The 19,269-nt window shown below is 66.7% G+C and carries 16 protein-coding genes; 6 read left to right on the top strand and 10 right to left on the bottom strand.

The features are described from left to right. Window positions 1-24: 24 nt before the first annotated feature. On the bottom strand, window positions 25-969 hold the full coding sequence (locus BO1_RS06710) for a ferritin-like domain-containing protein (protein WP_084687787.1): 945 nt from the start codon (window positions 967-969) through the stop codon (window positions 25-27). Window positions 970-1,183: 214 nt separating this feature from the next. Between BO1_RS06710 and BO1_RS06705 the strand changes: the two genes are divergently transcribed. The 3 genes from BO1_RS06705 to BO1_RS06695 all read left to right on the top strand — a co-directional run bounded on the left by BO1_RS06705 (window position 1,184) and on the right by BO1_RS06695 (window position 3,262). Further along, window positions 1,184-1,708, top strand: coding sequence for a gamma carbonic anhydrase family protein (locus BO1_RS06705; RefSeq protein WP_028216901.1), 525 nt, complete (start codon window positions 1,184-1,186; stop codon window positions 1,706-1,708). A 66-nt stretch (window positions 1,709-1,774) separates the two neighbouring features. After that, complete coding sequence (gene hslO, locus BO1_RS06700) at window positions 1,775-2,737, top strand: Hsp33 family molecular chaperone HslO (RefSeq protein WP_028216900.1); 963 nt, start codon at window positions 1,775-1,777, stop codon at window positions 2,735-2,737. Between the two features lie 105 nt (window positions 2,738-2,842). Beyond that, on the top strand, window positions 2,843-3,262 hold the full coding sequence (locus BO1_RS06695; RefSeq protein ID WP_407669906.1) for a hypothetical protein: 420 nt from the start codon (window positions 2,843-2,845) through the stop codon (window positions 3,260-3,262). Window positions 3,263-3,391: 129 nt separating this feature from the next. Here the strand turns inward: BO1_RS06695 and ftsB are convergent, their stop codons facing one another. The 9 genes from ftsB to BO1_RS06650 all read right to left on the bottom strand — a co-directional run bounded on the left by ftsB (window position 3,392) and on the right by BO1_RS06650 (window position 14,722). Then, on the bottom strand, window positions 3,392-3,817 hold the full coding sequence (ftsB, locus tag BO1_RS06690) for a cell division protein FtsB (RefSeq protein ID WP_028216898.1): 426 nt from the start codon (window positions 3,815-3,817) through the stop codon (window positions 3,392-3,394). A gap of 101 nt (window positions 3,818-3,918) precedes the next feature. Further along, on the bottom strand, window positions 3,919-5,202 hold the full coding sequence (gene eno / locus BO1_RS06685) for a phosphopyruvate hydratase (protein ID WP_028216897.1): 1,284 nt from the start codon (window positions 5,200-5,202) through the stop codon (window positions 3,919-3,921). A gap of 339 nt (window positions 5,203-5,541) precedes the next feature. Next, window positions 5,542-6,396: a 3-deoxy-8-phosphooctulonate synthase gene (gene kdsA, locus BO1_RS06680; RefSeq protein WP_028216896.1), complete on the bottom strand. Its 855-nt coding sequence runs from the start codon at window positions 6,394-6,396 to the stop codon at window positions 5,542-5,544. After that, window positions 6,393-8,054 carry a CTP synthase gene (locus BO1_RS06675; protein WP_028216895.1) on the bottom strand — a complete coding sequence of 554 codons (1,662 nt, stop codon included), beginning with the start codon at window positions 8,052-8,054 and terminating at the stop codon, window positions 6,393-6,395. The genes kdsA and BO1_RS06675 overlap by 4 nt, the downstream gene beginning before the upstream one ends. Before the next feature lie 164 nt (window positions 8,055-8,218). Further along, window positions 8,219-9,022 carry an alpha/beta fold hydrolase gene (locus BO1_RS06670; RefSeq protein WP_028216894.1) on the bottom strand — a complete coding sequence of 268 codons (804 nt, stop codon included), beginning with the start codon at window positions 9,020-9,022 and terminating at the stop codon, window positions 8,219-8,221. A 167-nt stretch (window positions 9,023-9,189) separates the two neighbouring features. Further along, on the bottom strand, window positions 9,190-11,757 hold the full coding sequence (locus BO1_RS06665; protein ID WP_028216893.1) for a DNA internalization-related competence protein ComEC/Rec2: 2,568 nt from the start codon (window positions 11,755-11,757) through the stop codon (window positions 9,190-9,192). 109 nt (window positions 11,758-11,866) lie between these two features. Next, window positions 11,867-12,655, bottom strand: coding sequence for a TatD family hydrolase (locus BO1_RS06660; RefSeq protein ID WP_028216892.1), 789 nt, complete (start codon window positions 12,653-12,655; stop codon window positions 11,867-11,869). 89 nt (window positions 12,656-12,744) lie between these two features. Beyond that, complete coding sequence (lolD, locus tag BO1_RS06655) at window positions 12,745-13,476, bottom strand: lipoprotein-releasing ABC transporter ATP-binding protein LolD (RefSeq protein WP_043283964.1); 732 nt, start codon at window positions 13,474-13,476, stop codon at window positions 12,745-12,747. Then, a complete protein-coding gene (locus BO1_RS06650) occupies window positions 13,469-14,722 on the bottom strand; it encodes a lipoprotein-releasing ABC transporter permease subunit (RefSeq protein WP_028216890.1) in 1,254 nt (417 codons plus the stop codon). Before BO1_RS06650 ends, lolD begins: the two co-directional genes overlap by 8 nt. 361 nt (window positions 14,723-15,083) lie before the next feature. Here BO1_RS06650 and BO1_RS06645 point away from each other — a divergent pair, with 361 nt between their 5' ends. The 3 genes from BO1_RS06645 to prfB all read left to right on the top strand — a co-directional run bounded on the left by BO1_RS06645 (window position 15,084) and on the right by prfB (window position 19,263). Further along, complete coding sequence (locus tag BO1_RS06645; protein ID WP_028216889.1) at window positions 15,084-16,304, top strand: hypothetical protein; 1,221 nt, start codon at window positions 15,084-15,086, stop codon at window positions 16,302-16,304. A 31-nt stretch (window positions 16,305-16,335) separates the two neighbouring features. Then, window positions 16,336-18,042 (top strand): single-stranded-DNA-specific exonuclease RecJ, encoded by a 1,707-nt coding sequence (recJ, locus tag BO1_RS06640; RefSeq protein WP_028216888.1) that lies wholly within the window; start codon window positions 16,336-16,338, stop codon window positions 18,040-18,042. Between the two features lie 116 nt (window positions 18,043-18,158). Further along, a protein-coding gene (gene prfB / locus BO1_RS06635) for a peptide chain release factor 2 (protein WP_167338316.1) occupies window positions 18,159-19,263 on the top strand; the annotation gives its coding sequence in 2 pieces (ribosomal slippage) (window positions 18,159-18,239 and window positions 18,241-19,263; 1,104 coding nt in all). Window positions 19,264-19,269: the final 6 nt, after the last annotated feature.

Raw genomic sequence — 19,269 nt, 5'->3', positions numbered from 1 at the left:
TCTGACGGATGGGCTAAAGCCCTTTCATTTTTCTTCAGCGCCGCGACGGGCGGCGGATTCGCTTGCCGCGGCGGCGTCCTGCGCCGCCAGGGTATCGAGCTCGGCCTGATCGAAGCCCGCCGAGCGGCGCGCCTCGAAATTGAAGGGCCCGCGCATGCGTGGCGCGTTGTACTGCGCGGCGAGCGCGAGCCACGCGGCGTGCGGATCGAGGCCGCGCGCTTCGCATAAATAGCGGAACCAGTGATTGCCGATGCGCACGTGCCCGACCTCGTCGCGCAGGATGATGTCGAGGATCGCTGCGGACTCGTCGTCGCCGGCCTGCTTCAGGCGTACGCGGATGGGCGGCGAGGCGTCGAGACCGCGCGCCTCCAGCACGCGCGGCACGAGCGCCATACGCGCGAGCACGTCGCCGCTGGTGCGCTCGCACATCTCCCAGAGGCCGTTGTGCGCCGGGAAATCGCCGTAGGCATGGCCGTAGTCGGCGAGCCGCTGGCGCAGCAGCGAGAAGTGATACGCCTCTTCAGCCGCGACCCGGAGCCAGTCGGCGTAGAAAGCGTCGGGCAGATTCGGGAAGCGCCACACGGCGTCGAGCGCGAGATTGATCGCGTTGAACTCGATATGCGCCAGCGCATGCAGCAACACCACGCGCCCTTGCGGCGTGCTCATGCTGCGGCGCTGCAGGCTGCGCGGCTCGACCAGCTCGGGGCGCGTCGGGCGGCCGGGGAGCTCGCCGTGCGCGACGAGCGCACTTGAGGCGTCCCAGTGCGTCACGCCTTGGGACGCTGCCTCCAGCGCCTCGGCATGGAGCACGCGCACGGCTTCGGCCTTGGCAAGCGGATCGCGTTCGCGCAGGGCGTCGAGGGCGGCGGCGCGCCAATCGATACGGGCCGGGATGCAGGGGGCGCCGTGGGCAGAATCGGCGGGATGCCGGGGCGTGGAGGCGGCGGCTTCGGAAAACACGGAACTCATTGCAAAACGGACAAAAATCGGCAAGAAACTCAGGAATGCGCGCCTCGGCGGGCGCCGCAAGCGCTGCCACGCATGCCAACCCGCGCGTTTGCGGAGGCAGGACGAGCGTACGCACGCAACCGTTTACAATACGCGATTCACCCGGCCTGCGCCGCCTGCGCTCTCGAGCGCGCCCGCAGGCGCCCCACAGCAAGATAAAAGGAGACGTAACACCGTGGCCATCTACAAGCTTGGCGAAGCAGCGCCCACCATTCACGAGAGCGTATTTGTCGCGGACAACGCCACCGTCATCGGCAAGGTCGAACTGGCCGAGGATTCGAGCGTCTGGTTCGGCGCAACCCTGCGCGGCGACAACGAGCCGATCAAGGTCGGCCCGCGCAGCAACGTTCAGGAAGGCGCGGTCCTGCACACCGACCCCGGCTACCCCCTCACGCTCGAAGCGAACGTGACGATCGGGCACCAGGCCATGCTGCACGGCTGCACGGTGAAGGAAGGCGCGCTCATCGGCATTCAGGCCGTGGTCTTGAATGGTGCGGTGATCGGCCGCAACTGTCTGGTTGGTGCGGGCGCCGTTGTCACGGAAGGCAAGGTGTTCCCCGACAACTCGCTCATTCTCGGCGCGCCGGCCAAAGTGGTGCGTGAGCTCACCGAGGCCGACATTGCCGGCCTCAAGCGCAACGCGGACGTCTACGCGCAGCGCCGGGAGTATTTCAAGGCGCAACTCGTGCGCATCGGCTAAAGGCTGCCCGCCTCGCCGCTGCAGTCTACGGGACGTGCCGCAAGGATCGAAATGAAGGAAAAGATTGTGAACGACCAGTTGCAGAAATTCATGTTCAGCGCGGCGCCCGTGCGCGGCGAGATCGTCTCGTTGCGCAATACGTGGCAAGAGGTGCTGACGCGCCGCCAGTACCCGACGCCCGTGCGCACCGTGCTCGGCGAAATGATGGCCGCCTGCGCCCTGCTCTCGGCGAACCTGAAGTTCGACGGCACGCTGATCATGCAGATTCTCGGCGACGGCCCGGTGCGGATGCTGGTCGTGCAGTGCAGCTCGGACCTCTCGATGCGCGCCACCGCGCGGCTCGCAGATGGCATCGAAGCCGAGGACGTGGCCGCGCTCGCCGAAGGCGCCACGCTCGCCGATCTCATCAACGTAAGCGGTCACGGCCGTTGTGTGATCACGCTCGATCCGGCCAACAAGCAGCCCGGCCAGCAGCCGTACCAGGGCATCGTGCCGCTGAATGGCGAGGACGGCCCGCTGAAGTCCGTCGCGGAAGTCCTCGAGCACTACATGCATCATTCCGAGCAGCTCGACACGCGCCTGTGGCTGGGCGCGAACGACGACCGCGCGGTCGGCATGCTGCTGCAGAAGCTGCCCGGCGATGGCGGCATTGTGCCGCATCCTCATGAGCTCGACACCGACACATGGGAACGCGTCTGCACGCTCGGCGGCACGCTCACGCGCCAAGAACTGCTCGAACAGGAACCCGAGACGCTATTCCGCCGCCTGTTCTGGCAGGAGAACGTGAATCACTTCGAGCCCGTGACCACGCGCTTCCTGTGCAGCTGCTCGCGCGAAAAAGTGGGCGCGATGCTCAAGATGCTGGGCCGCGAGGAAGTCGACGGCGTGATCGAGGAGCGCGGCCACGTCGAAATTCATTGCGACTATTGCAACCAGCGCTACGAGTTCGATCCCGTGGATGTGGCGCAACTTTTCGCCACGCCTGGGCTCTCAGAAGGTGTCACCCCCGCGGCGGACCGGCGCCACTGATCGATAGCGGCCGGCGCGGCGGCGCACGGCCGCAACCATGAGCTGAATCTCGGACCCGCTCATCATTTCGCGTTGCTTAGGCGTCCGACAGATGGAGGAAAAGCAATGAAGACGAAGAAGTCCTTCGCATGGCAGTCGCGCGCACGGGGATTGCGGCATGCAAAGGCGCTGCTCGCGATGGGCGCGCTCGGCGCTGGGGTCGCCGGCGTCACGCTCATGAGCGGCTGCACGCTCGACCCTCCAGGACCTTCGCCGATATACAGCCGCCTGCCCGCCAACCAGGCGGACGCGCTGCAAAGCGCGCCGGTGCTGACACCTGACGAGCGCGCCCGCTATGACGCGATCGACCGTCAGGCGCTCACCGAGTCGGACCGTGCAGCCACTGCGGAAGCCGCCGCGCAAGCCTGGGCGCGCGCCTATACACCGCCCGTGACCGTCTACGGCAGTTACTACAGCGGCGGATGGGGAGGCGGCTGGGGCACGGGCATCGGCTATGGCTACCCCGGCTGGGGTTGGGGCTGGTAAGGCCATAGTCGCTCGAGCGAATCCCGTACCCCGTTGTCAGGCACAAAATAAAAGCGCGGCTTCCGTTTGTCGGAAGCCGCGCTTTTTTGTCCCTCGAAGGCGAGACCGGAATCTGCCCGAACGGGCCGTTCAACCCGCCTTCTTCTTCGTGTCCTCGGCATGCCCGTGGTGCTTCTCCGGCACGCGCGATACCGGGTTCGGCACCACCTTGACCGGCGCCGCCGACATCTCGCCACGCGTGGAGACGTTCGACGAGTCGGTCGGGGTCGACGGCAGGGGCTGATTCGGCGAGACGAACTGCACGAACACCTCGCCGTCCTTGACCATGCCCATCTCGTAGCGCGCGCGCTCCTCGACGGCCGCCGTGCCGTTCTGGAGATCCTGCACTTCGCCCTCGATGCGTTCGTTGCGCAGTTTCTCGTCGTCGTTCTGCTTCTGCTGCTGGGCGAGCTGCTCGCGCAGTTCATGCACACGCAACCAGCCGCCATGCCCCCACCAGAGCGGATACTGGATCAGCACGAGCAGGAGAATCAGGACGACAGTGACGAGCCGCATGTAAGGTGCCGGATAAATACACGCCGCCCTGCGCTTGACGCAGGGCGGCGGGGAGGGATTACGAGAGGGGACAGCAAGGCTGCTGCCGGGTTCGGGTCCGCTTAACGGAGGTTATAGAACGCCGACTTGCCCGGATAGCTGGCGATATCACCGAGATCTTCCTCGATACGCAGCAGCTGGTTGTACTTCGAGATGCGGTCGCTGCGCGAGAGCGAACCGGTCTTGATCTGACCAGCGTTCAGGCCCACAGCGATGTCGGCGATCGTCGAGTCTTCGGTTTCGCCCGAGCGGTGCGAGATCACGGCCGTGTAGCCGGCACGCTTGGCCATCTCGATGGCTGCGAAGGTTTCCGTCAGCGTGCCGATCTGGTTGATCTTGATGAGGATCGAGTTGGCGATGCCCTTCTCGATGCCTTCCTTCAGGATGCGCGTGTTGGTGACGAAGAGGTCGTCGCCGACGAGCTGGACCTTCTTGCCGAGCTTGTCGGTGAGCAGCTTCCAGCCGGCCCAGTCCGACTCGTGCATGCCGTCTTCGATCGAGACGATCGGGAACTTGTCGGCGAGCGTCGCGAGGTAGTCGGCGAACTCGGCCGACGAGAGCTGCAGGCCTTCGCCCGCGAGCTGGTACTTGCCGTCGTGGTAGAACTCGCTCGCTGCGCAGTCGAGCGCGAGCAGCACGTCTTCACCCGCGCGGTAGCCGGCCTTCTCGATCGCTTGCAGGATGGTCGAGAGGCATTCGTCGTTGCTGCCGAAGTTCGGTGCGAAGCCGCCTTCGTCGCCCACTGCCGTGCTCATGCCGCGATCCGAGAGGATCTTCTTGAGCGCGTGGAACACTTCCGCACCGCAACGCAGCGCTTCGCGGAAGGTCGGCTGGCTCACCGGCACGATCATGAATTCTTGAATGTCGAGGCTGTTGTTCGCGTGCGCGCCGCCGTTGACGATGTTCATCATCGGGACCGGCAGCTGCATCGCGCCCGAGCCGCCGAAGTAGCGGTACAGCGGCAGGCCGGCTTCTTCAGCGGCAGCCTTCGCGACGGCCATCGAGACGGCCAGCATCGCGTTCGCGCCGAGGCGCGACTTGTTGTCGGTGCCGTCGAGCTCGAGCAGGGTCTTGTCGAGGAAGGCCTGTTCCGAAGCGTCGAGGCCCATGATCGCCTCGGAAATTTCGGTGTTGATGTGCTCGACCGCCTTCAGCACGCCCTTGCCGTTGTAGCGGCCGGCTTCGCCGTCGCGCAGCTCGATCGCTTCGCGCGAGCCCGTCGACGCGCCCGACGGCACTGCCGCGCGGCCCATCGTGCCCGACTCGAGCAGCACGTCGCATTCGACGGTGGGATTGCCGCGCGAATCCAGGATCTCGCGACCGATGATATCTACGATTGCACTCATGGGTTTCCTCAGGAAATGACAGTAATTCTTGCGCGACCGGCGGCGCCTGCTGCATTGGCCCACGAGGCACAGCTTCTATGCTCGTTCCGGGCACACCGTCACATGGGACAGGCGGCGCGGTCACCAGTTTCAACTTGCCGCGGTGCGCCGGCTACACACTTGCCTTAGCCCTTGCACCGCCACGCTGCCTTGCACATCATGCGCGGCGCGTCTGGCCGTTGCCCGCACAGCATGGCGTCCTTGTGTGACACCCGCTGCGCGGCCGGCCTTGCGCCGCGTTGCTCCTCCACTGCGCCGCTCATGCAATCGAAGCGGCGCACACTGCTTGCGACCTGACGATCAGTTGAAATCGTTCTCGAGGAACGGCGCCCGCTTGACCGCCTGGTCGAGCGTGACGAGCGTTTCGAGCAGGTCGGCCATACGGTTCAGCGGCACGGCATTGGGGCCGTCCGACTTTGCCTCGGCGGGATTCGGGTGGGTCTCCATGAACAGACCCGCCACGCCCGTGGCCACGGCCGCGCGCGCGAGCACCGGCACGAATTCGCGCTGGCCGCCCGAGCTCGTGCCCTGGCCGCCCGGCAACTGCACCGAGTGCGTGACGTCCATCACGACCGGCGCATTCGTCTCGCGCATGATCGCGAGCGAGCGCATGTCCGAGACGAGGTTGTTGTAGCCGAACGAGACGCCGCGCTCGCACGCCATGAAGCGGTCTTCGGACAGACCCGCCTCACGCGCCGCGTCGCGCGCCTTGTCGATCACGTTCTTCATGTCGTGCGGCGCGAGGAACTGGCCTTTCTTGATGTTGACCGGCTTCCCCGAGCGCGCGCACGCGTGGATGAAGTCAGTCTGGCGGCACAGGAACGCGGGCGTCTGCAGGACGTCCACGACCGATGCCACGGGCCCGATCTCCTCTTCCGTGTGCACGTCGGTCAGCACGGGCAGGCCGAGCTGACGCTTCACTTCGGAGAGGATGCGCAGGCCTTCGTCCATCCCGAGGCCGCGGAACGACTTGCCGCTCGAACGATTGGCCTTGTCGTAGGACGACTTGTAGATGAACGGAATGCCGAGCTTCGCGGTGATTTCCTTGAGGCGCCCGGCCGTGTCGATCGTCATCTGCTCGGATTCGACCACACAGGTGCCCGCGATCAGGAAGAACGGCTTGGTGAGGCCTACCTCGAAACCGCACAAATTCATGCTTTCTCCTCAGCGTGCGCCTGCTGGTGCGCAACCGCCGCTTCGACATAGGCCTTGAACAGCGGATGGCCGTCACGCGGCGTGGACGTGAATTCCGGGTGGAACTGGACGCCGACGAACCACGGGTGCATATCGCGCGGCAGCTCCATCATTTCCGGAAGATCTTCCGACGGCGTACGGGCGCTGATGATAAGCCCGTTCGCCTCGAGCTTGGGCACGTAGCCGTTATTGACTTCATAACGGTGACGGTGACGCTCGTTCACATCCTTGCCATAGATTTCCGCCGCGAGCGTGCCGGGCTTGATCGGGCAGCGCTGCGAACCGAGGCGCATCGTGCCGCCGAGGTCGGAGTCTTCGGTGCGCTTCTCGACCTTGCCTTCGCGGTCGGCCCATTCGGTGATGAGCGCGACGACGCGGTCAGGCGTGTCCGGATCGAATTCCGTGCTGTTCGCGTGCTTCAGGCCCACCACGTCGCGCGCGAATTCGATCACGGCGAGCTGCATGCCGAGGCAGATGCCGAGATACGGCACCTTCGCTTCGCGAGCGTATTGAATCGCCTTGATCTTGCCTTCGGTGCCGCGACGGCCGAAGCCGCCCGGCACGAGAATCGCGTCGAGGTGCTTGAGGCTCTCCACGCCCTCTTCGTCGATCTGCTCGGAGTCGATGTACTCGATGTTCACCTTCGTCGAGGTCTTGATCGACGCGTGGCGCAGCGCTTCGATGAGCGACTTGTACGACTCGGTCAAATCGACATACTTGCCGACCATGCCGATCGTGACTTCGTGCTTCGGGTTCTCGAGCTTCTCGACCATCTCCGACCACATCGAGAGGTCGGCGGGCTTCGCGGAGAGCTTCAGCTCGTCGCAGACGATCGAATCGAGGCCCTGGTCGTGCAGCATCTGCGGGATCTTGTAGATGCTGTCCGCGTCCCACACCGAGATCACGGCGTCTTCGGGCACGTTCGAGAACATCGAGATCTTCGCGCGCTCGTCGTCGGGAATGCGACGGTCGGCGCGGCACAGCAGCACGTTCGGATAGATACCGATTTCGCGCAGCTTCTGCACGCTGTGCTGCGTGGGCTTGGTCTTGAGCTCACCCGCCGTGGCGATGAACGGCACGAGCGTGAGGTGCACGAAGCACGCGCTGTTGCGGCCGAGGCGCAGGCTCATCTGACGCGCGGCTTCGAGGAACGGCAGCGACTCGATGTCGCCCACCGTGCCGCCCACTTCGACGATCGCGACATCCGGCTCGCCGCACGTCGCCGATGCGGCGCCGCGCTCGATGAACGCCTGGATCTCGTTCGTGATGTGCGGAATGACCTGCACGGTCTTGCCCAGATAGTCGCCGCGGCGCTCCTTGCGGATCACCGATTCGTAGATCTGGCCCGTGGTGAAGTTGTTGGCCTTGCGCATCTTCGTGCTGATGAAGCGCTCATAGTGGCCGAGGTCGAGGTCGGTTTCCGCTCCGTCTTCCGTCACGAACACTTCGCCGTGCTGAAACGGGCTCATCGTGCCGGGGTCGACGTTGATGTAGGGATCGAGCTTGAGGAGGGTGACTTTCAGACCGCGCGATTCGAGGATCGCGGCGAGGGAGGCGGCGGCAATACCCTTGCCAAGGGACGAAACTACGCCGCCGGTGACGAAAACATATTTGGTCATCGCTGAATGCTCGCGGGAAAAACGGATTATACCGTAAAGCAAGGGCTAACCCTGAATTTTGAGCGAGCACTTTGCATGGCGGCGCGCGCCACCCGGTACCCGTGCGGGACTGATTGCGCCCCTTGGGCATGCCCCGCCACTGAGCCGGCGCGAAGCCAGTTGGCTCAGCCGCCGTTCTCCATCGCGTAGAGCATGCGCTGCACCGCGCGCGCCGTCTCGATCGGCCGCTCCATCGGGTAGAGATGACTGCCCTCGATCCATTCGAACCGCTCGCCGGCGAGGCGCTGCGTGGCCGCCAACCCGACCTGGCGCACCTCCTTCGACTGCGTCCCGCCGATGAAGCTGACCGGCACCGGCGAGCCGTGAGCGAGCCGCGTGCCGAAGGTATGCGGCAAGGTCCGGTAGATCAGGTACTCGGTGCGGCGGTCGAAGGCCAGCGTGCGCGTGCCGTCGGTCGAGGTCTGAGGAATGCCGAAGTCGATATAGTCGGACAGTACGCGCTCGTCCCAGCGGGCAAACGCGGGCTTCGAATAGAAGTGGCGCCAGGCCTCGTCACGGTTCGCCCAGCTCGTGCGGCGCGTGCGCGTGGCGGCGGCCGGCGAGAGGCGCTCGTCGAGCCCGGTCCATTGCGAGACTTTCAGCATGCCGCTGCGCCAGCCCGCGATCACCGGCGAATCGAGCATCACCACGCCCCTCACCCACTGCGGTTTCCTCAGCGCCGCCATGAGCGAGAGATAGCCGCCGAGCGAATGGCCGACCAGCCAGACCGGATTGTCATAACGGCGCCCGATGTCCTGGATCAGTTGATCGACGAGGTGCGGCCAGTCGCGCGTGACGGGATAACGCGTGTCGTGGCCGATGCGCTCGATATAGCGCAGCTCGCAGGTGTCGCCAAGCTCGGCAAAAAGCGTGCGATAAGTCGATGCCGGGAAGCCGTTCGCGTGTGAAAAATGGATGACGTTCTTCAATGCCCTGTTTTCTCCGGTCCTCGGTCCTGTTCACGGCCGTTTAGCACCTGTCACACCTGCGCGCCCGGCCGTCCACTCCAATTGCTGCATGTGCTGTGCTTGTATTACCGGATGCGCGGCGCCGGCAAGCCGGCGCACCGATCGTGCCGCCCAGCCTTGCCTGCGCTTCACTCGCCCGCCTCCATCCAGTAGCGCCGCTGCGTATCGCGAAAGCGCTCGACGGCGAGCACACCGGGCGCCGCTTCGACACGGGCCGCGCCGTCGGCGTCGCTGCGCGCTATCACGATATGACGCGACTCGTAGCGCGCGAACACGCCTGGGTGCGGATGGTGAAACCGGTTCAAATAGCCTACCTGAAATATGGCGACGAGCGGCCAGACAGAATCGAGGAACGGTTCAGTCGACGATGTCTTGCTGCCGTGATGCGGCACGACCAGCACCTGGGCCTGCAGACGGCCAGCGTCGCGCGCGACGAGCGTGCGCTCGGCGGGCGCCTCGATGTCGGCGGCGAGGAGCGCGGAGACGACGCCTCCCGCCGTGTCGCGCCCCGGCGCCGTGGAGACGCGCAGCACGCAGCAATGCGTATTGGGTTTGCCGGAGAGCGGCCCGGCGTCTGGCCAGAGCACCTCGAACGCGACGCCGTCCCATTGCCAGCGCTGTCCGGCGGCGCATTGCACGAGATCGGCGCCTGCGTGGCGCGCGCTCGCCCACAGCGGATGGCCGGGCAGGATGCCCGCCACGAACTGACGCACAGGCACGGCATCGAGCACAGCCTGCGCGCCGCCCGAATGATCGGAGTCGTCGTGGCTCACCATGAGCGCGTCTAGCCGCATCACACCGTGCGCCTGCAGATAAGGCACGACGATGCGCTCGCCCGCGTGCGTGGATTCCGGTCCCGGGCCGGCATCGAAGAGGAGCGTGTGCCGGGCGGTCTCGACGAGCACCGACGTGCCCTGCCCGATGTCCAGCGCAGTCAGGCGGAACGCGCCGGGCGGCGGACCGCCTGGCGCGGGCACGAGCAGCGGCAGCCAGGTGAACGGCGCGAGCCAGCGCAGCGGCCAGCCGCGCGGCGCGAGACACCAGGCGACGCCGACCGCTGCGCAGCCGAGTGCCCAGTAGCCAGGCTGCGGCAGGCGCAGCACGGCCCATGGCCAGCCTTCCAGCGTTGCCAACGCGGCGGCGAGCGCCTCGATCAACGTGTGCGCCACACGCAGCGCGAAGGCGTCGAGCGGCGCGGGCAGCATGACACCGGCCAGCACGGTGGGCGTGACGAACACGCTCACCCACGGAATCGCAAAAGCGTTCGCCAGCGGACCGATCAGCGGGATCTGCATGAACCAGTACGCGGTGAGCGGCGCGAGCGCGAGCGTGACCGCCCACTGCACGCGTGCGCCGTCCCTCACCCTGGCCCAGAAGCGCCGCGCGGCTCGACGCCGGCGTTCATAGTCGAGGGCCGCGGAAATGCGCGCATAGAGGCCTGGTGAACAACTCACGCCGCGCGGTTCCGCTTCCCGCTCGCGCATCGGGTCGGCTTCGTCCGGCGAAAGCTCGATATCGCCGACTTGCCGCATGCGCGGCACTCCGCTCGCCGCAAAAAGAATCGCGGCGACGGCGCCGAACGAGAGCCAGAAGCCTGCCGCCGTAACCGACCATGGGTCGCGCAGCAGGACCAGCCCGAGCGCCCACGCGAGCACATGACCACGCACCAGCTCGCGCGAGCGCCATAGCGCCACAGCCGTGACCGCGAGCATCCACAGCGCACGCTGCACGGGCACGTTGAATCCGGCCAGCGCGGCGTAGGCCGCCGCCGCGCAAAGCGCGCCGGCAACCGCGATTTTCTGTGCAGGCACGACAAGCGGCGCCTCCACCCCGCGCCAGCGTGCGCGCCGCCAGAGCGCACCCGTGGCCCAGCCGGCCAGGCCGGCGACGAACGTCAGATGCAGTCCCGAAATCGCCACGAGATGACTCGTGCCCGTATTGCGCAGCAGCCGCCAGTCGGCGTCGCTGACGGCGTCCTGCGCGCCGGTTGCCAGCGCCACGACTATGCCGCGATGTGGCGCCCCGGCGAGCACCGCGTCGATGCGTGCGCGCACCGCTGCACGCGCACGTTCGATCCAGACGCCCATGCCCTGCGCATCCGCTGCCAGCCGTCGCGCGCGTTCCGGGTTGTTGACGTAGCCCGTCGCGCGCACGCCGCGCGACAGCAATGTGGTTTCCAGGTCGCGCAAGCCGAAGTTGCCCTCGCCATGCGGGCGCTTCAGACGCACGGTCAAGTGCCAGCGAGCGCCGGGCTCGATGCGTGGCAGCGGCGCGTCGCGCGCAACCCACGTGAGCTGTATCCGTTGCGGCAGCCTCGAACCCGACGCGCGCGCCGACCAGGTTTCCACGGCGAACAAGAAACTCGCCTTGTTCGCGTCGCGCGCGAGAACGCGGCTGATATGTCCGGTCACGTCGATATCGCGAGCCTGCCAGGCGGCAGGCAAAGCAACGGCCAGCAGCCGTTCCGCACGCACGGCCGCATAGCCAAAGCCCACGCACGCCGACGCCACGCCGACTGCAGTCCAGGCGGCCAGCTTGCGCACGCCACCCGGCGCGTCGTGCAGCATCCACGCCGCACCCAGCGCCGCAACAACCGCCAGCACCACCAATGCGAGCCACATGAGCCGACCAGGCAATGCCGCCTGGCGTTGCAGCGCGATCACCCCGAGCGCAAATCCACACCACACTGTCCGCATCGCGCCTCCTTCATGACTAGGTGGCGCGCAAGTGCGAACCGCATACCGTTGCGCGCACAACCGTATGCAGCAGCTTTAGCGCGTGAACCGCGCGTCACCCTCGAAGGAATTATGCAGACGAAAGCGCGAGCCGGGGCAGCGCCGCCGCGGCGTTGGCCGTTGTGCCAAGGGCGAGTTCCTCGGGCGTCAAGCCGCGCAACGCAGCCAGCACGGCGCCGATGCGCGGCACCTGATCCGGTGTGTTGCGCGCCCGATAGAGCCAGGACGGCGAGATGTCGGGCGCATCGGTTTCCATGACGATCGCCTCGAGCGGCAATTGCGCCGCGAGGCGCCGGATCTGCAAGGCCCGCTCGAAGGTCACGTTGCCGCCGAAGCCCAGATGCATGCCTTGCTCGATGTACGCATTCGCCTGCTGGAAACTGCCGTTGAACGCATGGGCAATGCCGCGGCGCACGCCGTTGCGGCGCAGCCCCTTGAGCACCTGATCCTGCGACTTGCGCACGTGGCAGATCGCGGGCAGGTCGAATTCGCTGGCAAGCCGCAGCTGGGCGTCATAGAAATGCTGCTGGCGCGCGTCGTCCAGACCCGGCACGAAGTAGTCGAGGCCGATCTCGCCGATACCCACGAAGCGCGGATCGGCGAGACTCGCCTCGATCTCGGCGCGCAGCGCGTCGAGATCCTCGTCACGCGCTTGCGGCGTATACAGCGGATGAATGCCGAGCGCGTAGACCGCACCAGGTGTGCGATGCGCGAGCGCGCGCACGGTCGCGAAATTCTCGCGCGCGACGGCGGGAATCACGATGCGCGTGACGCCCGAGGCGCACGCCGCCGACGCCACCGCGTCGCGATCGGCGTCGAACTCGCTGGCATCGAGATGGCAATGCGTATCGATCCACATGGAAAGCGCGCTCCCGCCGCGCATGGGCACTTGCTGCGCCAGCGCCGTGCAGCCCGCCACAGGCGAGCCGCACGGCGCTGCGTTGTCGATCACACCGGGACGACCGGCTCCTCGTGCAGCATGCCGTCGCGCAGACGCACGATGCGGTCGCAGCGCGCCGCGAGGTCGGGGTCGTGCGTGACGATCACGAAACTGGTCTGGAACTGGTCGGACAATTCGAGCATCAGGTTGAACACCGTGTCCGCCGTGCTGCCGTCGAGATTGCCGGTCGGCTCGTCCGCCAGCACGCAGGCGGGCCGCGTCACCAGCGCACGCGCGATCGCCACGCGCTGGCGCTCGCCGCCCGAGAGCTCGCCAGGCCGATGCCGTGCGCGATGGTCGAGGCCCACGCGCGCAAGCATATCCAGCGCCTCGCGACGCGCGTCGTCCTGCGTCATACGGCGGATGCGCAGCGGCATCGCCACGTTGTCGAGCGCCGAAAACTCGGGCAGCAGATGATGGAACTGATAGACGAAGCCCAGCGCGCGGTTGCGCAAGTCGTTGCGCTCACGCTCGGAAAGCTCGGTGAACGGCTTGCCGAGCAGCTTGACGTTGCCGGTGCCGGGCTCGTCGAGGCCGCCCAGCACGTGCAACAGCGTGCTCTTGCCCGAGCCCGACGCGCCCACGATCGCCAGCTTCTCGCCGCGCTTCACCGAGATCTCGGTGTCGTGCAGAACGTTGACCGAGAGCTGGCCCTGGCCGAACACCTTCGAAATGCCGTGCGCTTCGAGCACGTACGGATAGTCGCCCGCCGCGGCGAGGATCGATTGACGGTCATTCATAACGCAGCGCCTCCGCCGGACGAACCTTGGCCGCGCGCCAGCTGGGATAGAGCGTCGCCAGCGCGGAAAGCACGAACGCAATCGAGCCGATGCGGATCACGTCAGAGGCGACGAGTTCCGAAGGCAGCTCGCTGATGAAATAGACGGACGGCGGCAGGAATTGCACGCCGAGGAGGTGCTCGATCATCGGCACGCTCCAGGGAATGCTCCACGCGATGAGACAGCCGAGCGCGATGCCGATGGCGGTGCCCGCGAAGCCGATCGTCACGCCCTGCACGAAGAAAATCTTCATGATCGAGCCGGGCTGCGCGCCGAGCGTGCGCAGGATCGCGATATCGGCCTGCTTGTTGGTGACGGTCATCACGAGCGACGAAACCAGATTGAACGCCGCCACTGCGATGATGAGCGTGAGAATGATGAACATCATGCGCTTTTCGATCTGCACCGCGGAGAACCAGGTCTTGTTCTGCTGCGTCCAGTCGCGGATATAGAGGTCGCCCGAGAGCGTGTGCACGAGCTGGCGCGCCACCGCGGGCGCGCGCTGCATGTCTTTCAGGCGCAGGCGCACGCCGGTAGGTGCAGGCAGCCGGTAGAGCACCTCGGCGTCGTGGATGTTGATGAGCGCGAGCGAGCTGTCGTACTCGTAATGCCCCGACTCGAACACACCGGCCACCGTGAACTGCTTCAGGCGCGGCAGCATGCCCGCGGGCGTGATGCTGCCCTCGGGCGCGACGAGCGTGACCTTGTCGCCCACCGTCACACCGAGGCTCACCGCAAGGTCCGCACCGAGCACGATGTTGAAGCTGCCCGGCGTGAGGTCGTTCATGCTGCCGGCCTTCATCTCCTTGTTGATGTCGGACACCTGCGGCTCTTCGGACGGTTCGACGCCACGCAGCGCGACGCCGCTCAGGCTGTCGCCGCGCGTGAGGAGCGCCTGCGCATCCACATAGGGCGCGGCGCCGATCACCTCGCGATTGGTCTTCGCCTCCTTGGCGGTGAGCTGCCAGTCGGGCATCGAGCCCGTCGGCGAAAAGATCTCGATATGCGCGAGCACGGAGAGCATGCGGTCGCGCACGTCGCGCTGGAAGCCGTTCATCACCGAGAGCACGACGATCAGCGCCGCCACGCCGAGCGCGATGCCCGACATCGAAATGAGCGCGATGAACGAGATGAACCCGTTGCCAGTCGTGCGCTTGCCGGCGCGGGTGTAGCGCCAGCCTATCTGCCATTCGTAGGGAAGTTTCAAGCGAATCCTTTAATGCGTCTTCGTTGCGCGTGCCGACCGTTGTGCCTGCCGGCCCGCAAGCCGGATTACGTGCCGGAGCATTTCGGCGATCAACCGCGAAGTTTGCCACACTAGCGGCACCTCACGGACTTTGCGCCGCCTCGGCCCGGCACGCTCGCGGCCCCGGCTCCTTCCGTTGGATGCGGATTACACGCCCGGGTGCCCGGATTGTTGCCGATAAGTCGCTGATTTCTATGGCGCTCTTGTCGATCTCCTGCGAATTTCCTGCGCTTCGGCGCCCGCAGCTACCCCTTGCCGCAACGCACGCCCGGGACCGCGCATGGCTCGTGCCGCACCCAGGCGCCACCTGGGCCGAAGTACAATGCGCACCATCATGCCTGTCGATCGTCTCCATCTCCTCGTGCCGTTTGCGCTGCCGTCCGCGACGGCGGCCTCTACCGCCCTCGCCGGACTCGAATATCCAGCCCTCTCGAAACTGGTCGCGCGCGCGAGCCTTGGCGAACAGACAATCGGCGAGGATTTCCAGCGCACCTTGCCGCACGAGCGCTGGGTTGCGCGAGCGTTCGGAGCGGCCGCGCCGCAGGCGGCCACCCCGGCCGGCACGACCGCATCAAGCGGCACAAGCAGCGCAGCCGACGACGAAGCCCCGCTCGCGCCGTGGATGCTGCTCGCAGACGGCGGCACGCCCGGCGACGCCATCTGGGCCTGCGTCCAGCCCGTGCACGTGCGCATCGCGCACGACCATCTGGTGCTGATCGACCCCGCCTCGCTCGAACTCGCCGACGCCGATGCCGCCGCGCTCTACGCAGTCGCGCGGCCCCTCATCGAAGAACTGGGCGTGCGCATCGAAGCGCCCACGCCCCAGCGCTGGTACCTGTCGAGCGAGCAGTTCGGCACGCTCGCGGGCGCCTCGCCGCTGCGCGCGAGCGGGCGCAACATCGAAATCTGGCTGCCGCACGAGGCGCAGTCGGGCCAGCGCTCGCGCGCATGGATGAAGGTGCAGAACGAGGTGCAGATGGCCTGGTTCGAGCATCCCGTCAACGAAGCGCGCGAGGCGCGCGGCCTGCCCGCCGTCAACTCGATCTGGTTCCACGCGCAAGGCGCGCTGCGCCCGGTCAAGCGGGCCTTCTCGCGCGTGCGCTCGGACGCGGCCGCCACGCGCGGGCTCGCGCTCGCCGCCGGCGCCGAGCTGGGCGCGGCGCCCGAGACGTTCAGTGCGCTTGCCGCATCGGCTGGCGCACCGACGAGCGCGGCGCCCGGCATTGCACCGAACAATGCACGGATCAGCGCGCCAAACGGCGCTGCAAACGCTGGCACGCACGCAAACGGCGCCACGCTCGTCGAAATCGACCCGTTCTCCGCCGCCTATATCCAGCAGGACTGGGGCCGCTGGAACGCGGCGTTCGCGCAGCTCGAGCGCGACTGGTTCGCGCCCGCGCTCGCCGCCCTCGAGGCCCGCGAGCTGGCCGAACTCAGCCTCACGCTGTGCGGCGACACCGGCTCGGTCACGCTCACCGCCAAGCGCGGCGACCTGCGCAAATTCTGGCGACGCCGCGAGTTCGCGTCGCTCATCATCGACTAATGTCCAACGTTTCTTCCACGGCCTCTCACGCATGACCCGAATCGTCACCCGCGCCTGCTCCCCCGCCGATACCGAAGCCCTGATCCGTCACGGCCTGCATCCGGTCCTCGCGCGGCTCTATGCCTCACGCGGCGTGTGCCAGCCCGACGAGATCGAGACCGGCCTGAACCGCCTGATACCGCCCGCCGGCATGAAAGGGCTCGACGACGCTGCGATGCTGCTCGCCGACGCGCTCGAAGCGGACTGCCGCATGCTCGTGGTCGCCGACTATGACTGCGACGGCGCCACCGCTTGCGCAGTCGCCGTGCGCGGCCTGCGCATGCTCGGTGCGCAGATCGACTACCTGGTGCCGAACCGCTTCGAGTACGGCTACGGCCTCACACCCGAGATCGTTGCACTCGCTGCACAACGCAAGGGCGGTCAGCCCGACCTGCTGATCACCGTCGACAACGGCATCGCGAGCGTCGAGGGCGTGGAGGCCGCCAATGCGCTCGGCATTGAAGTGCTCGTGACCGACCACCATCTGCCCGGCGACACGCTGCCCGACGCGCGCGCCATCGTCAATCCGAACCAGCCGGGCTGCACCTTCGAGAGCAAGTGCATCGCGGGCGTGGGCGTCATGTTCTATACGCTGCTCGCCTTGCGCGCCGAGTTGCGCACGCGCGGCTGGTTCGACGACGCGCGTCCCGAGCCGCGCCTTGACGGCCTGCTCGATCTGGTCGCGCTCGGCACCGTCGCCGACGTCGTGAAGCTCGACTGCAACAACCGTGTGCTCGTCGCGCAGGGTTTGCAGCGCATCCGCAACGGCCGCATGCAGCCCGGCATCGCCGCGCTGTTCCGCGCCGCGGGCCGCGACGCAAAGAGCGCCTCGGGCTTCGACCTGGGCTTCGCGCTCGGGCCGCGCCTGAATGCGGCGGGCCGCCTCTCCGACATGTCGCTCGGCATCGAATGCCTGACCACCGACGACGTGGGCCGCGCATGGGAGCTCGCCCAGCAACTCGACACCATGAACCGCGAGCGTCGCGAAATCGAAGCGGGCATGCAGCAGCAGGCGCTCGCCGATCTCGCCAACGTCGATCCGCAGGACAACGCCACGCTCACGCTCTTCAATCCGGGCTGGCACCAGGGCGTGATCGGCATCGTCGCGGGGCGGCTCAAGGAAAAGTTCCACCGCCCCTCCTTCACGTTCGCGCCCGCCGACGAAAGCGGCGAGCTCGTGAAGGGCTCGGGCCGCTCGATCCCCGGTTTCCATCTGCGCGACGCGATCGATCTGATCAGCAAGCGCGAGCCTGGCCTCATCCACAAGTTCGGCGGGCACGCCATGGCCGCCGGCATGACGCTCGCCGCCGCCGACGTGCCGCGCTTTGCCGCCGCGTTCGAGCGCGTGGGCCGCGAGTGGCTCTCCGCCGAGGCGCTCGCGCGCACGGTGGAGACCGACGGCGAGCTCGAAGACGCCTGGTTCACGCCCGATTTCGTCGAGATGCTCGACGCGGCCGTGTGGGGCCAGGGCTTTCCGGCGCCCGTGTTCTCGGGCGAATTCGAGGTGGCCTCGCAGGCGCTCGTGAAGGACAAGCATCTGAAGCTGCAACTGCTGCGCGGGCGCCAGCGCTTCAACGCGATCTGGTTCAACCACACCGAGCCGCTGCCGCAGCATACGACCGTCGCCTACCGGCTCGTGCGCGACACGTGGAACGGCGTCTCGCGCGTGCAGCTCGTCGTGGAGCATGCGGCGCTCTGAGCGGCGCACGGCGCTACACCAGGGACACGCACGAAGCAACGGCACCGCCCGCCGCGCCCTTGACGCAGGTCCAATCGGCTATAATTCAATGTTTTACACGCCGGATCACGACACAAATGGAAGCGGAACGTCTCAACGCGATCGAAGCCCTTTTGGCGGACCTGCGCACGCGCGCGGGCGAGCTACGGGGGTATCTTTGACTACGACGTAAAAGCCCGACGGCTCGTCGAAGTCAACAGCGAACTCGAAGACCCCAACGTCTGGAACGACTCGAAGCACGCCCAGGGTCTCGGCAAGGAGAAGAAACTCCTTGAAGGCGTCGTGCACGTGCTCGACGGCATCGAGAACGATACGCGCGACACCCAGGACCTCTTCGAGATGGCGCGCGAGGAAGGCGACGAGGACACGCTCGTCTCGATCGAAGCCGATGCCCAGGCCATCGAAGTGCGCGTCGCCGACGTCGAGTTCCGCCGCATGTTCGCGAACCCGGCCGACCCGAACAACGCCTTCATCGACATTCAGGCCGGCGCGGGCGGCACCGAGGCCTGCGACTGGGCCTCGATGCTGCTGCGCCAGTACGTGCGCTACTGCGAGCGCAAGGGCTTCAAGACCGAAGTGCTCGAAGAGTCCGAAGGCGACGTCGCCGGCATCAAGAGCGCGACCATCAAGGTCGAGGGCGAATACGCCTACGGCTTCCTGCGCACCGAAACCGGCATTCACCGCCTCGTGCGCAAGTCGCCGTTCGATTCGTCGGGTGGGCGTCACACGTCGTTCTCGTCGGTGTTCGTGTATCCGGAAATCGACGATTCGTTCGAGATCGAAGTCAATCCGGCCGATCTGCGCATCGACACGTACCGCGCTTCGGGCGCGGGCGGTCAGCACATCAACAAGACCGACTCCGCCGTGCGTATCACGCACATGCCGTCGGGCATCGTCGTGCAGTGCCAGAACGACCGCTCGCAGCACCGCAACCGCGCCGAAGCCATGGCGATGCTGAAGTCGCGCCTCTACGAAGCCGAGATGCGCAAGCGCCAGTCTGAGCAGGACAAGCTCGAAGCGGGCAAGTCGGACGTGGGCTGGGGTCACCAGATCCGCTCCTACGTGCTCGACAACAGCCGCATCAAGGATCTGCGCACCAACGTCGAAATCAGCAACACCAAGGCCGTGCTCGACGGCGATCTCGACGCCTTCATCAGCGCAAGCCTGAAACAGGGCGTGTAAGCCCGG

It is taken from the genome of Paraburkholderia oxyphila NBRC 105797, assembly GCF_000685075.1.
GTDB lineage: Bacteria > Pseudomonadota > Gammaproteobacteria > Burkholderiales > Burkholderiaceae > Paraburkholderia > Paraburkholderia oxyphila.
Note: the sequence above shows the minus strand (reverse complement) of the source record. Positions and strands in the feature narration are given on the sequence as shown.

Bases quoted from the DNA above. Each gene is read 5' to 3' on its own strand.
- BO1_RS06710 (WP_084687787.1), bottom strand. From the start codon at position 969: ATGAGTTCCGTGTTTTCCGAAGCCGCCGCCTCCACGCCCCGGCATCCC.
- BO1_RS06695 (WP_407669906.1), top strand. From the start codon at position 2,843: ATGAAGACGAAGAAGTCCTTCGCATGGCAGTCGCGCGCACGGGGATTG.
- BO1_RS06675 (WP_028216895.1), bottom strand. From the start codon at position 8,054: ATGACCAAATATGTTTTCGTCACCGGCGGCGTAGTTTCGTCCCTTGGC.
- lolD (WP_043283964.1), bottom strand. From the start codon at position 13,476: ATGAATGACCGTCAATCGATCCTCGCCGCGGCGGGCGACTATCCGTAC.
- recJ (WP_028216888.1), top strand. From the start codon at position 16,336: ATGACCCGAATCGTCACCCGCGCCTGCTCCCCCGCCGATACCGAAGCC.
- BO1_RS06665 (WP_028216893.1), bottom strand. From the start codon at position 11,757: ATGCGGACAGTGTGGTGTGGATTTGCGCTCGGGGTGATCGCGCTGCAA.
- kdsA (WP_028216896.1), bottom strand. From the start codon at position 6,396: ATGAATTTGTGCGGTTTCGAGGTAGGCCTCACCAAGCCGTTCTTCCTG.
- eno (WP_028216897.1), bottom strand. From the start codon at position 5,202: ATGAGTGCAATCGTAGATATCATCGGTCGCGAGATCCTGGATTCGCGC.
- BO1_RS06645 (WP_028216889.1), top strand. From the start codon at position 15,084: ATGCGCACCATCATGCCTGTCGATCGTCTCCATCTCCTCGTGCCGTTT.
- BO1_RS06660 (WP_028216892.1), bottom strand. From the start codon at position 12,655: ATGTGGATCGATACGCATTGCCATCTCGATGCCAGCGAGTTCGACGCC.
- ftsB (WP_028216898.1), bottom strand. From the start codon at position 3,817: ATGCGGCTCGTCACTGTCGTCCTGATTCTCCTGCTCGTGCTGATCCAG.